This is a genomic window from Streptomyces sp. HUAS MS02, from assembly GCF_055702265.1.
In genome coordinates, this window is the sequence record NZ_CM146747.1 from 4,345,030 (window position 1) to 4,358,213 (window position 13,184).

The 13,184-nt window shown below is 66.7% G+C and carries 10 protein-coding genes; 6 read left to right on the forward strand and 4 right to left on the reverse strand.

Annotated features, from left to right (window positions below):
- The first annotated feature begins 10 nt into the window (after nt 1-10).
- From ACZ9QC_RS18680 to ACZ9QC_RS18700, 5 genes are all read left to right on the forward strand, one after another.
- Nucleotides 11-3,532 carry an acyl carrier protein gene (locus tag ACZ9QC_RS18680; RefSeq protein WP_472921145.1) on the forward strand — a complete coding sequence of 1,174 codons (3,522 nt, stop codon included), beginning with the start codon at nt 11-13 and terminating at the stop codon, nt 3,530-3,532.
- The gene (locus ACZ9QC_RS18685; RefSeq protein WP_472921146.1) at nt 3,526-4,722 is read left to right on the forward strand and encodes a phosphopantetheine-binding protein; all 1,197 of its coding nucleotides are present in this window, start codon (nt 3,526-3,528) and stop codon (nt 4,720-4,722) included. Before ACZ9QC_RS18680 ends, ACZ9QC_RS18685 begins: the two co-directional genes overlap by 7 nt.
- Nucleotides 4,719-5,891, forward strand: a complete 1,173-nt coding sequence (locus tag ACZ9QC_RS18690) for an acyl-CoA dehydrogenase family protein (protein ID WP_472921147.1) — start codon at nt 4,719-4,721, stop codon at nt 5,889-5,891. The genes ACZ9QC_RS18685 and ACZ9QC_RS18690 overlap by 4 nt, the downstream gene beginning before the upstream one ends.
- Nucleotides 5,884-6,771, forward strand: a complete 888-nt coding sequence (locus ACZ9QC_RS18695; RefSeq protein WP_472921148.1) for an aminoacyl--tRNA ligase-related protein — start codon at nt 5,884-5,886, stop codon at nt 6,769-6,771. Before ACZ9QC_RS18690 ends, ACZ9QC_RS18695 begins: the two co-directional genes overlap by 8 nt.
- Nucleotides 6,772-6,944: 173 nt before the next feature.
- Nucleotides 6,945-7,529, forward strand: a complete 585-nt coding sequence (locus ACZ9QC_RS18700; RefSeq protein ID WP_472921149.1) for an NAD(P)H-dependent oxidoreductase — start codon at nt 6,945-6,947, stop codon at nt 7,527-7,529.
- A gap of 53 nt (nt 7,530-7,582) precedes the next feature.
- On the opposite strand, the gene ACZ9QC_RS18705 is transcribed toward ACZ9QC_RS18700, so the two are convergent.
- A protein-coding gene (locus tag ACZ9QC_RS18705; RefSeq protein WP_472921150.1) for an IS5 family transposase occupies nt 7,583-8,391 on the reverse strand; the annotation gives its coding sequence in 2 pieces (ribosomal slippage) (nt 7,583-8,071 and nt 8,074-8,391; 807 coding nt in all).
- A 184-nt stretch (nt 8,392-8,575) separates the two neighbouring features.
- Here ACZ9QC_RS18705 and ACZ9QC_RS18710 point away from each other — a divergent pair.
- Entirely contained in the window at nt 8,576-9,052 is a 477-nt protein-coding gene (locus ACZ9QC_RS18710) for a hypothetical protein (RefSeq protein ID WP_472921151.1), read from the forward strand.
- A gap of 64 nt (nt 9,053-9,116) precedes the next feature.
- Here ACZ9QC_RS18710 and ACZ9QC_RS18715 read toward each other — a convergent pair whose 3' ends face one another.
- The 3 genes from ACZ9QC_RS18715 to ACZ9QC_RS18725 all read right to left on the reverse strand — a co-directional run bounded on the left by ACZ9QC_RS18715 (nt 9,117) and on the right by ACZ9QC_RS18725 (nt 13,179).
- Nucleotides 9,117-9,752 carry a transposase gene (locus tag ACZ9QC_RS18715; RefSeq protein WP_472921152.1) on the reverse strand — a complete coding sequence of 212 codons (636 nt, stop codon included), beginning with the start codon at nt 9,750-9,752 and terminating at the stop codon, nt 9,117-9,119.
- Nucleotides 9,753-9,767: 15 nt separating this feature from the next.
- Nucleotides 9,768-10,016, reverse strand: coding sequence for a transposase (locus tag ACZ9QC_RS18720; protein WP_472921153.1), 249 nt, complete (start codon nt 10,014-10,016; stop codon nt 9,768-9,770).
- Between the two features lie 121 nt (nt 10,017-10,137).
- Complete coding sequence (locus tag ACZ9QC_RS18725) at nt 10,138-13,179, reverse strand: AfsR/SARP family transcriptional regulator (protein WP_472921154.1); 3,042 nt, start codon at nt 13,177-13,179, stop codon at nt 10,138-10,140.
- Nucleotides 13,180-13,184 lie beyond the last annotated feature (5 nt).

Sequence of the window (13,184 nt, forward strand, 5' to 3'; positions counted from 1 at the left end):
TGGCCTTACCGTGTCCGGTCTGGTAACCACGGCCGCAACTCGCTGGCCGGACCGCCTCGCACTGGTCCAGGGGGACCAGTCACTCAGCTACGCCGAGCTGGCCCAGCGTTCCGACGCCGTGTGCGCCTTCCTGACAGCGCACGGCATCGGTCCGGGAAGCACCGTGGGCGTCTGGATGGACCGCGGACCGGCCTGGCCGACGGCGCTGCTCGGCATTCTTAAGGCGGGGGCGGCGTACCTGCCGCTGGATGTCAAACACCCGCAGGACCGCTTGGAGTACATACTCAGTGACGCGGGGGCCACCTTCATCCTCGTGTCACGGGACCGTGGAGCGCCCCCTTCGGACCGGGTTCCGTTCGCCGTAGTGGAGGAAGTCCTCGACGCCAGTACGGACGCTGTGCCGCGGCCGGCCGATGCGGATCTTTCGGCACTGGCCTACATCCTCTACACCTCCGGTACCACCGGGCGCCCCAAGGGCGTGTGCGTCGACCACGGCAACCTTGTGCACACACTGCAGGCCGTCGCCGAGTGCTACGGACTCGTCCCGGACGACCGTGTGCTGCAGTTCTCGGCGCTGACTTTCGACGTCGCCGCCGAAGAGCTTTTCGCCACCCTCATCCGGGGGGCCACCGTCGTCCTCAGGGACGCTGGCCCCATGCCCGATGTCGGGGAACTGATGTCGCTGGTGGAGCAGCACGGCGTCTCGGTGCTCAATCTGCCAGCGTCCTACTGGCACGAGTGGGTCTCCGTCCTGCCCGAGTATCCGCCGTCGCGGCACGACCGGCTCCGCCTGGTCGTCGTCGGCAGTGAAGCCGTTGACGCGGGAAAGCTGGCGACCTGGCAGTCGCAGGCCCCCGCGCACGTGAGGTGGCTCAACGCCTACGGGCCGACCGAGACGACGATCACGGCAACCGTGTACGAGCCGCACGCCCCTGGTTCGGTCCCGACGCACCGGCCTTCCGGCGGCGCCGTCCCCATCGGCCGACCGCTGCCGGGAGTGCGCGCATACGTGCTCGACGCCTCGCTGAACCCTGTCCAGCCGGGCGTTCCGGGAGATCTCTACATAGCCGGCCCCGGCGTGGCGCGCGGCTATCTGGGGGACCCCGCGCGCACCGAGGCGTCCTTCCTCCCCGACCCGTGGGGTGAGCCGGGCGACCGGATGTTCGCGACGCGGGACCGCGTGCGTCGTACGGCCGAGGGAGTTCTCGAGTTCCTGGGCCGCAGTGACGATCAGGTCAAGCTCCGCGGTTTCCGTATCGAACTCGCCGAGATCGAGCACGTTTTGCGGACGCACCCCAGGGTCACCGACGCGGCTGCGGTGCTGCGCGAGGACCGACCCGGGGACCGGCGGCTCGCCGGCTATGTGACATCCAGGGCGGACGCCGGTGCCGAGGCCGGAGAGCTGTCGGCGCAGCTGGTCACCCTGATGCGGGACAGGCTGCCGGACTACATGGTGCCTGCGAGCCTCGTGGTGCTGGACGCCCTGCCCCGCAACGCGAACGGCAAGGTCGACCGCCATGCCCTGCCCGTGCCCCCGGCGTCCGTCGAGCCGCGCGACGCGGCGTCGGTGCCGCGGACGCGGACGGAGCAGCGGCTGAGTGCCATCTGGTCCGATGTGCTCGGGACGCCGGCGGTCGGCGTGGAAGACGACTTCTTCCACCTGGGCGGACATTCACTGCTGGCCACTCAGATGGTGACCCGGGTTCGACGGGAGTTCCGGGTCGAGGTGACCTTGCGCCGGCTCTTCGATCATCCCACTCTGGCCGGCTTCGCCGGTGTGATCGAGCGTGCCCCCGCCGACGGCACGGCACCGTCGGCCGAACCGATCCCGGTGACGGAGCGACCGGCACGCACTCCGCTGTCCTTCTCTCAGCACCGCATGTGGTTCATGGACCAGTTGGTGCCAGACAACGCGTTCTTCAACGTCGCCGAGGCGCTCCGGCTGACCGGCCCCGTCGACGTCGAGGCGTTGCAGGGCGCACTGAGCGCGATCGTCGAGCGGCACGAGGTGCTGCGTACGTGCTATCCGAGTCCCGGCGGCCAACCGCACCAGGTGATCGTGGCCAACGCGTCGGTACCACTGGACAAGGTCGCCGCCGGGGACGAAGAACAGGCACGGGCCGTCGTCGTGGAGCGCATCCGCCAACCGTTCGACCTAAGCCAGGGCCCGGTTATCCGGGCTGGCCTGATCCAGCTGGAGGGGTCGGACGCTGATCATGTCCTGTGGATATGCATCCACCACATCGCCTACGACGAATGGTCTAACAACCAGCTGCTGCAGGAGCTGTCCGCGCTCTACACAACGCTGACGACGGGGCGGACCATCCAGTTGCCCTCGCTCCCGGTGCAGTACGCCGACTTCGCCATGTGGCACCGCGAGTGGGTCTCCGCGACGGTTCGCGAGCACCAACTGGGCTACTGGCGACGGCAGCTGGCCGGTTCACCACCCTCGCTGCCGCTGCGCACCGATCTGCCTCGACCCAGGCGCCCCAGCCAGCGAGGGGCTGCTGTCACCTTCGACCTCGGCCCCGAAGTCACCGCCGGCCTGCGCCGCCTCGCCGACGCCCAGGGGTGCACGCCGTACATGGTGCTCCTCACCGTTTTCGGAGTGCTGCTACAGCGCTACGGAGCGGGTGACGACATCCCTGTCGCGACACCGGTCGCCAACCGGAACCGTCAGGAGACCGAGCCGCTGATCGGGCTTTTCTTCAACACGCTTGTCCTTCGGCTCGACCTGTCCGGTGAACCGGATCTCGGCGAACTGCTGCGCCGCACCAAGGACGTGGCTGTGGGAGCGTACGAGCACCAGGACTTGCCCTTCGAGCAGCTTGTCGAAGAGCTGCGGCAGCCCCGGGACCCGAGCCGCAATCCACTGGCACAAGTGCTGTTCCAACTGCACAACAGGCGCCCTGGAGCAGGGGAGCTGACACTGCCCGACGTCACCGCCGAGCGGTTCCACTTCCCATGGACAACGGCCCGGCTCGACTTGGAGTGGCACCTGCGGGAGACGGGAGACACCTTTACTGGCATCGTCAACTACGCCACCGACCTCTTCGCGCACGACACGGTGGCGCGCATGGTGGACGACTTCGAGACCCTGGTCGCTGCGGTACTCGATGCTCCGGACACGCTGTGCACAGTACGGCTGGCCGGTGCCGCGACAGCCACCAATGAGAACGCCGACCGGTCTGGCGGCAGCCGGTCGTCCCAAGACGAGACCACGGCGACCGTGTCACCCCCCACCGTGGGGCTGGAAGAGATACGGCAGCGCATGTGCGCGGTCTGGAGCGCGGTGCTCGGGCTGGACGAGGTCGGCCTCAACGACGACTTCTTCGACCTGGGGGGCCAGTCCCTGCTCGCCACCCAACTGATCGCGCGGATCGCTGAGGCGTTCGGTGTCCGGATTCCGCTGAGCGAGCTATTTGACCAGTCGACCGTCGGTGACCTCGTCAACGTGGTCGCCGAAGCAAAGGGAATTGCTGCTGAGGGCACGTCGCAGCTGGTTGCGGAGCTACGAGGAGAGACATGCTGAACACGATCGAAAGCTCTACGAACGGAGCGCTGGAGCAGCTGCGCGCCGGACTGTCCCACACGGGTACCGCCCAGTTCGGCAGTTGCGTCCAGCAGGCGACCTGCAACGTTCTGACGGCCCAGGGCTTGGCGGAGGCATCTGATCGGATCGGAGTGAGCTGGGGCTTCGGCTACGGGCCCGGTTCCGACCGGCTGCGGTGTGGTGAACGATGGCTCGCCCGGGTCGCGCGGCTGTCGGGGCTGAACATCCAGCGACAGCGGTTCGACTCGGCGACGGCCGCATTCGCCGCGGAGCGGGCCGCTCTGGACAGCGGTGTGCCAGTGGTGGCCGCGGTCGACTCCTTCGACATCGCCTCGCCCTACCTGGGACGTACCCACCTGATGCATGCGCTGATCCTCGTGGAGTGGGGCTCGGAGTCGGTGACCGTACTCGACCCGATGAATGAGCCGAGTCCGTCCTTCCTATCCCTCGACACCTACCGCCGTACCCGGGCGAGCGCGGTGGCCCGGGACTTCGAGCTGATCGCTTTCGAGGGGAAGGTCGAACACGCCTACTCCGCGATCGAGGCGTTCGCCGAGCTGCGCACCGACGCTCTCACGCACCGCGAAGCCGGACTGGCCGACCTGGACGTGTTCATCCGTGCGGTGGAGGCGGGGCATGCGGTGCCCGACGTCGCGGACGTGGCTGCGGAGCGCACCTACGCGCAGAAGGTGATGGCGGCTGCCGCACGAGAACTGCCGGCTCTGGAGCCGCTGGTCGCGAAGGCCGACGCTCTGGCCCGTCGCTGGTACTTCGCCCACACCATGGGGATGGAGGCCAGCGGGCATTCGCCGCAGCGGATGGCCAAGGTTCTGCGCGACTTGCGGGAACGCGAGATACGGCTGCTCGACGAGCTGGCAAGCGCCCTGGAGGCGCCGCCGCACTTGATCAGTCTCATCTCGTCGGTCCTCTCCCGGCAGACCGACGTCAAGACCGAGCACCTTCAGCTCACCGACGATCTTTGGGCGGCCGGACTGACCTCCCTGGAATCCGTCCGCGTGATGATCGGCCTGGAGGACGAGCTGGGCATCGAATTCCCGACATCTCTGCTGGCCCGGAACACCTTCGGGAGCATCGCCGCGATCGCAGAGGCCATCGGCGGCCTACTGGCCGGAACGTCGAACACAGCGGAAGGTCAGGTCGGACGATGACCCTTCAACTGACGGAGCAGCCGGGGCGGGAGCTGGCGATCACCGCCGCGGAGACCGCCGCCCGAACCCTGGCGGACCACGCGGACCTGGTCGACCGGGACGGGGTCTTCCCGGAAGCGTCCGTTGCCGCGCTTGCCCGGACCGGGCTGCTCAATGCCGTACTTCCGCACCACTTGGGCGGCATGGGCCTGAGCACCGCCACCCTCAGCGAGGTCGCCCGCACTCTGGGCCGTGCATGCGGCTCGACGGCGATGATCTGGACCATGCACCAGGTGCAGCTCGCCTGCGTCGCGCGCCACATCGACGCCGCGGATGCGGCGCTTGCCGAACTCTTCACCTTGATCGTCGCCGGGAACGGGCTGATCGCCTCGGTCACTTCGGAACTCGGGGTCGGTGGGAATCTCCGGGAGAGCCGCGTCCCCTGCCACAGCGAAGGAGGCCGGGTTTCCTTCGTCAAGCAGGCGCCCACCATCTCCTACGGCCTCATGGCGGACGCGTTCCTCATCACCGCGCGGCGGAACAGTGAGGCCGCCGCGAGCGATCAGGTGCTGGTGCTGGCGTCCAGGGACCAGGTGGAACTGCAGGACGTCGGGGAGTGGGACGTCATGGGCATGCGCGGCACGCGCAGCCCGGGCTGTCGCATCGCCGTCGACGTGCCTTCCGCTCAGGTGCTCAGCACCCCGTTCGCCGAGGTGGCGGCCCATACCATGGTGCCGCTCTCGCACATCCTGTGGAGCGCCGCCTGGATCGGTATCGCGGAAGAGGCCGCTCGGCGGGCCACGCACCGTCTCCGGCAGACCAGCCGGCTCGGGAAGCAGGGTGCGGCCCCGGACCTGCGGCTTGCCTCCATCGGACAGCGGCTTGACGCGCTGAACGGTCTGCTGCAGAGCGTGATCCGCGGCTATGAGCAGCTGGACGAGACGAACACGGGCATCGTGACCAGCGAATTCGCCGTCGAAGCGAACAGCCTGAAGCTGGCTGCCTCGACCGAAACCGTGGAGATCGCCGAGACCGCGCTGGAAATCTGTGGGATGCAGGGCTACCAGGAGCGCGGTGTGCATTCCGTGGCCCGCATGCTCCGCGACCTCTACTCCGCCAGGCTGATGATCTCAAACAGCCGACTTCAAGAAACCAATGCCACTGCGATGCTGATGAGGCGTTATGGCTGACATCATGACCCGTCCCGCCACTGTTCCCGCCGACGAGTCTGTGGTCCTGGACACCGGCGTACCCGGACTCGTGGCGTTCGGCGCCACCTTCGAGACGCTGATCGACAATCTGCAGAGATCCATTGGCCGCCTCGCGGCCGATGAGCGCGTGACAAGGATCGGCGTACCGCCGGTGATCTCCCGTCAGCTGCTGGAACGGCTGGGCTACGTAGAGACCTTCCCACACCTGCTGGGAACCGTGCACACCTATGAAGGCGACGACCGACAGTGGCGCGAAATGGCGTCGGCACTGCGTCGAGGCGAGTCCTGGACCCAGCGGCACGAACTCAGTGATGTCGCGCTGCTCCCGGCGGCTTGCTACCACCTGTACCCCCAGCTGGCTGAGGCGGAGTTCTCCGCACCCGCCGTCTTCGGCCTCACGGGCCACTGCTATCGGCACGAGCGCACGGCCGAGGCCGGCCGCATGCGCTCCTTCCGGATGCACGAGATCATCCGTGTCGACATGCCTGCCTCGGTTCTCGACTGGCGTGACGGCTGGATCGAGCGGGCGTCCGGCTGGCTGAGGGCACTGGGACTGACGGTCACCGTGGAACCAGCCAATGATCCCTTCTTCGGGAACGCGGGCCGGATGATGGGCAGGATGCAGCGTGCCGATCAGCTGAAGTGGGAGCTCGTCGTCGAGGTGGCGGACGGGCTCAGCCAGGCGGTCGTCTCGTGCAACTGCCACAAAGACCACTTCTCGGCCGAGTTCGGGTTCCGGATGTCGGCGGGCGAGGCACACACCTCGTGCGTCGCGTTCGGACTGGAGAGGATCGCGCTGGCCGTTCTGCACCGGCACGGTGCGGACCTCCGTAACTGGCCCGAGGAACTGACCAACTAAACGGACAGAGCGTCAGGCCAGCAGGCAGAAGCCCCCGGTGGAGGAGCTGTGCCACCAGTGGAGGACTCGTCCACCGGGGGCTTCGTCGTACGGCCGGCTGGGTCTGGTTTGCCGACGGCAGGGAGAGATCTATGTCAGAGTCGATTCTGACGAGGGACCCAGTGAAGCCAGGAATGAACGCGGCGACTTCGGTGCTCAGCAACGATTGCGTCAGGAGCTTCGCCTTCATGCTTGGCGGATCGCGCGCAGGAAGCGCGACCGAGTCGCTGGCGCGCCGCGCGGCCGGGGGCCTTCCCGCGGCGGTCGAGCGGAGTTGGCTCTGTTTGAACAAGCTTTCGTTTCCCGCGCAAGCGGTTCCCGGTACCAAAGCGGCGGAGGAGAGGCTGCTTGGCGCGACTCTCGACCACACGGACATCGTGGTGGTGTCGCCGCTTTACTGGTACAGCGTTTCGGCGCAGACCAAGCTGTATCTGGACTACTGGGCGTTCTGGATGGCTCGACCCGGCCTGGACTTCCGGGCTCGGATGGGTGGCAAGACACTGTGGGCGGTCAGCACGTTCGCCCGTGGAGAGGCCCGGGACGCGCAGCCTCTCGTCGGCATGTTGGAGCGGACCGCCCAGTACCTGGGCATGGCCTGGGGCGGGGCCCTGCTCTGCCGCGCACGCAGCACCGGCCAACTCGCGGATCATAATGCCGGAGGTGATGCCGCCGCCTTCTTCGCTGCGGCAGCGAGGCACCCAGAACCTGGGCTCTCTTGAAACCCCGCCGGGTCTGCTCTGTGGTGGCCGCTTGCTTAGAGCTCGTAACACGATCATGATCGGTTCTTCTTGAGGCGTCTCCAGCAGATGAGGCTGTAGGCCAACGAGAGGAAAGCGTCGTGGAGTTCGGTTCGGCGTTCCCACCGGACGGCGAGGCGCTTGAACTGGTGGAGCAGCGCGAAGGACTGCTCGACGACGTAGCGGAGTTTGCCCAGGCCTTTAATGTTCGGGGCGCCCTTGCGGGAGATGACCGGCAGGATCCGGCGCTTGCGCAGTTCCTCGCGGTTGGGGTTGGAGTCGTAGCCCTTGTCGCCGAGCAGCGAATCGGGGCGGCGGCGTGGCCGGCCGGGACGTCCGGCCACGGGCGGGATGCCGTCGACCAGGGCGAGGGTCTGGGTGACGTCGTTCACGTTGGCAGGGGTGGTGATGGCCTTGAAGGGGGTGCCGCGTCCGTCGCAGATCAAGTGGTGCTTGCTGCCTGCCTTCCGCCGGTCGACCGGCGACGGACCGGTGTCGGCTCCCCCTTTTTCGCGCGGATGTGGGAGCCGTCCGCACACGCCCTGGACCAGTCGAGTTCACCGGCCGCGTTCAGCTTGACCAGCAGAATGCGGTGCAGCTGGTCGAAGACTCCGGCCTGCTGCCAGCGGTCCAACCGTCGCCAGCAGGTCTGTCCCGAGCCGAACCCCAGCTCCAGCGGCAGGAGTTGCCAGGCTATGTCGTTGTGCAGGAGATACAGGATGCCCTGCAGACACAGCCGGTCCGCCACCGGCCGCGGGCCCGGCGACTTCTCCGGCCACGGCGGCAGCAACGGCTCGATCAGCGCCCACAAGTCATCGTCCACGATCCACGGCCGAGCACTCACACCATCCCGAACGGCCGAATCGTCACACCGGTCACGCCCAACCAGGGCACTTCAACAAGATCGTGTTACGAGCTCTCATGGAAGGGAGCCAAGAGGCACGCCTACCGCACGGTTATCTGACCAGGCGGAATCGTCTTTGCGAAAAGACCGACTCTGTGGCCATCGTCTACAGAAAGTTCTCCACTTGATTTCCTCATCAAACGATGGTGCGGCGCCTTACAGTTCCCTCGACGAGATCGTGGTGATGGAACGATTGGCCGAGCATATCGAGGTCGCGAACAATGTGCGGTCCTACGCCTCGGAGGAGACGCTGGACGGCCCCGTGTTCGGCGTTGCGACCTCCAGTAGCGAGGGCATGCACCACATTCTCGACATCTTCTCGCATCTGCCAGTGGACGGCCAAGAGCCTGCCCTCCAGGAGGCGACCGAGGCCGAGCTCACCCTGCTGCGCTCAGTGGTCAGAGCCGCACTTGATGTCATTGGGCACGAGTGTGGCGCTGCCCGTACCACAGTGGCCCTTACCGGCAGCGGGCCCCGGATCGCCACGATCCAGCTCGGAGGTGTCAACCTGGACGCCGCCGGACAACTCGATGAGACGGACGTTCCCATTCGAGGTAACGCCGCAGGAACGACACAGGAAGGCCTGCCCGCAGGATGGTGATGTCAACAGCGGACAACATACGGGGGCCCTGGCATGGGACGCAGACTGGCTGCATTGATCGGGATCACCACGGCGATACTGGCTTTCGGCCCGGCATCCGTTGTGGAGACGGGCCATTCCCAGCCGCATTACGTGGGACAGCACGCTCTTGCCGAGGGCAAGGGGCCGACGAGTACCAGGGCTTAGGCGCCAGGAGGAAGGCGTCGTGCATGTCGTCACGCCTTTCCCAGCGCATCCATAGGGGGCGAGGGCCGTGGAGCCAGGCGATGGCGGATTCCGCGACCCACCGGATCCTGCCCAGGCCCGAGCCATGCGGCTGACCGCGCCGAGCGATCTTGGGGACGATGCCGCGCTCACGCAGGCTGCGGCGGTAGACGTCGTGGTCGCAGCCACGGTCGGCGTATAATGTTCGGGGTCTGCTCCGAGGCTGGCTCCGCTTGCCCCGCACCGGCGGCAGCCCGTCGACCAGTGGCAGGAGCTGGGTGACGTCGTTGCGGTGACCGCCAGTCAGCGACACACGCAACGGGGTGCCGCAGGCATCGGTCAGCACGTGATGCTTCGAGCCCGGCCGCGCAACGGTCGACCGGGCTCGGACCGACTTTGGGGCTGCTTCCCCCCGCTTGGCCTGCACGTGCGACGCATCAATCGTGGGGCGGGAGAAGTCCAGACGGTCCGCCGCCCGCAACCCACTCAGCAGCACCCGCTGGAGTTCCTCTCACACACCGGCCTGCTGCCATTCGGCCAGCCGCCGCCAGCACGTGGGAACCGAACCGAACCCCGACTCCTGCGGCAGGAACTCCCACTGGATGCCGGTATAGAGGACGAACAGCACTCCCCGCAGTGTCTTGCGGTCATCGTTCCGCTTGCGCCCTGGGTGTCGAAACAGCCGTTCATGCTTCGGCAGCAGCGGCTCGATCACCGCCCACAACTCGTCACTGACCTCCCACGGCTTCCGCCGGGCCATGGTCACACCCCACAAGGCACGGGATCACATACATCTCCACCGTGCCAAAAAAGGATCATTCTGCAAGGACCCCGTAGCGGCCTCGGCAGTACGGTTGATGCTGGTCCAACGGCAGTCGTCCTCAGTTCCGCCGGCGGCCTGGGGACACGTCCATCGAGGCGAACAGCTCTTCGCATGCCGCCCTGTGCCTGGCGGCTGTCGTGGCATCGCCCAGGGCCTGCGTAGCCCGAGCCATGCCGAGGTGTGCGTACGCCTCTTCGATGCGATATCGGAGCCGTGAGGCGAGCTCACGGGCCTGCTTGTGGAGGTCGAGCGCTCGGCGGTGATTCCCGTGCTTGTGGAGCACCCGTCCGATCATGTTCTTGACCTTGACGGACCGCAGCGGTGACACACTCGATGTGATGCGGTCCAAGGAAGCCCGGACGTAATCAGCGGACTGTTCCTGTTCGCCCAGGTGGTAGGCGATCTCGGCAGATAGGGCCAGCGCCATAGCGACGATCCCTGCCTGCCGGGTGTCGTCGCACAGCTCGCGTGCCTGAGCCAACGCGGCGTCAGCGTCCGTGTACCGGCCCAGGCCTGCATACGCGAAGCCCAGGTCGACGAGCGCCACGAGCTTGTTCTCGTGTTGGCCGAGTTGCTGGGACAACGCCACTGCGCGCTTTGCCGCATCGGCGGCGTCCTCGTAGCGGCCCCACTGCTCGTAAAGCGTGCTGAGGATGGTCAAGCTCTCCGACTCGGCTCGACTCAGCCCCATCTGCCGCTCCTGCGCGACTGCCCTCTCCAAATGGGCCAGGGCCTCCGGAAACCTTCCCAGCAGGCTGTTGTAAAGCCCGAGTGTGCTGTCGCTGTGCGCTTCGGTGCCCCGGTCTCCAAGGCGTTCGGCGAGACTGCGGCCTTCCTGCGCCACTTCGATCCCCTCGGCGCATTTTCCCAGTTCCCAGTAGGCAACCCCTAGGTTGGCAAGGCTCACCCCCAGCAGGGCGTCGTCACCCAGTCGGCGAGCGGCCGTCACGGCGGTGCCAGCCAGCATTTCGAACTCGTCCAGGAGCCCGCGCGCGTTGAGATGGAAGATGACGTTGCGCGCCAAACACACGGCATGTCGGTCATACCTATGGCGTACGGCTAGTGTGATGGCGGAGAGCAAGGTGTTCTGCTCCCTGGCGAACCAAGCCTGGGCCTGTTGAGCGGTCTTAGTGGGGGGGCGTTCGAACGAAGAGTCGCTGATGCCGGTCGGTATGTTCCGCCGCCCAGGGAAGAGGATCCTGCACGCGGCCTCGGTGACGGTGAGGTAGTGGCTGAGTAGACGCTCCACTGCTGCCTCGTCGGTGGATGCCGGATCACTGCTGTGCAGACCTCGGGCGAAGCTGCTCACCAAGTCGTGGAAGGCGTAGCGGCCGATCTCCGGCTGTTCGACAAGGTGCACGTCGAGGAGGAGTTCCAGCACCTCCTCACCGTGGCGTGGCGATGTCCCGAGCAACGCGCCCGCGGCGTACACGTCAATGCCCCCGCCAGGGTGTAAAGCCAGGGTTCGAAAGGCGACGCGGTTCTCCTTGCCGAGGGCCTGGTACGACAGCCGCAGGGTCGCGGCGACGCTGCGTTCGCCCGTGCTCAGCTCGTCCAGTCGCCTCGTCTCGTCCCGGAGCCGATCGACCATGTACTGCACCGTCCAGCGGAACCGCTTGCCTAGCCGGGCAGTGGCGATGCGGAGGGCCAGCGGTAGGTAGTCACAGAGCCGGGCCAATTCCGCAGCAGCGGCCGATTCTGCGGCGACGCGCCGTTCACCCAGCGTCTCCCTGATCAGTGTGAGGCTTTCTTCGGGTGTCATCACGCCTAGAGAGAGCCAGTGGGCACCGTCCAAGTCGATCAGACGGGCTCGGGTGGTGAGCACGACCAGGCATCCGGGTTCGGTCGGCAGTAGTGGGCGAACATCCGTAGCGTCCGAGGTGTTGTCCAGGAGGATCAAGAGCCGTTTACCGGCGAGCGCGGTGCGCCACTGCGCGGTCCTGCCGGCAAGATCCTCGGGTATTCGGTCGTCGGGCAGACCTAGAACCCGCAGCAGAGTGCCCAAGGCGCTCACCGGGCTCATGGGTTGTTGGCCGGGAGAGTAACCACGCAGGTCGATGTAGAGCTGTCCGTCCGGGAAGGAGTCGGCAAGCCGGTGCGCGGCCCGCACCGCCAGCGACGTCTTACCGCTGCCGCCCATCCCGTCGATGGCGATAATGTGTGTGCCTGCGTCCCCTGATTGTCGTGCTCGGTCGAGGATCTCATTCAGTTGACATTCACGTCCGGAGAAGTCTGATATGTCATAGGGCAGAGTGCACGGCGAGTCGACGGCGGCGGGCGTTTCGGTGGGAGCGCTACGGGGTGACCAGGGAGCCGCCAACTCTGGGCTTTCCCGGAGAATATCTTCGTACAATTTGGTCAAACTCGGACCTGGGTCGATACCAAGTTCTTCTACGAGTAGCTCGCGGACTTTGCTGTACTCCGCCAGAGCCTCCGCCTGACGTTCCGACCGATGCAGGGCTAGCATCAACTGTCCTCGCATGGCCTCCCGCAGCGGGTACTTGGCGACGATCTCGCGCAGGTCGCTTACGAGCTCGGCGGCTTCACCCCGAGCAAGTCGAATGTCGAACAGTTGCTCGATGGCCGCCGCTTGGCGCTCCTCCAGCGCTGCGGAGGTCGCCTCGATCACCGGGCTCGCCGACCCGCCCAGCACTGGGCCGCGCCACAAGGCGACCGCCTCACCAAGTGCTCTGGCGACCTCGGCCGTGTTACCGATCGCCGCAACATCCCTGGCCTTCGCGAGCAGCCCATGGAACAGGCTCAGATCGAGCTGATCGGGCGACACCGCAGCCCGGTATCCGGGGCCGTCGGTGACCAGGATTTCCCCGCCCCCGGGGAGCCGACGACGAAGATCGGCCACTGCCTTGCGCACCTGGTGGGACGCGGTGGCAGGCGGGGCTTCGACCCAAGCTGCTTCCACCAGTCGCGTGACGGGCAGGGTCGTGTCGGTCTCGAGTAGCAAGGCGACGAGGATTCGTTCCTGGATCAACCCGCCAAAGCGGAGTCGTTCCGTGCCGACCCACACCTCCAGTGGCCCCAGCACGTTGAAGCGGAGCTTTCCGTGAGGGATAGTTCGCAATTCTTCGTTGTCGTGCGCCATGTGGT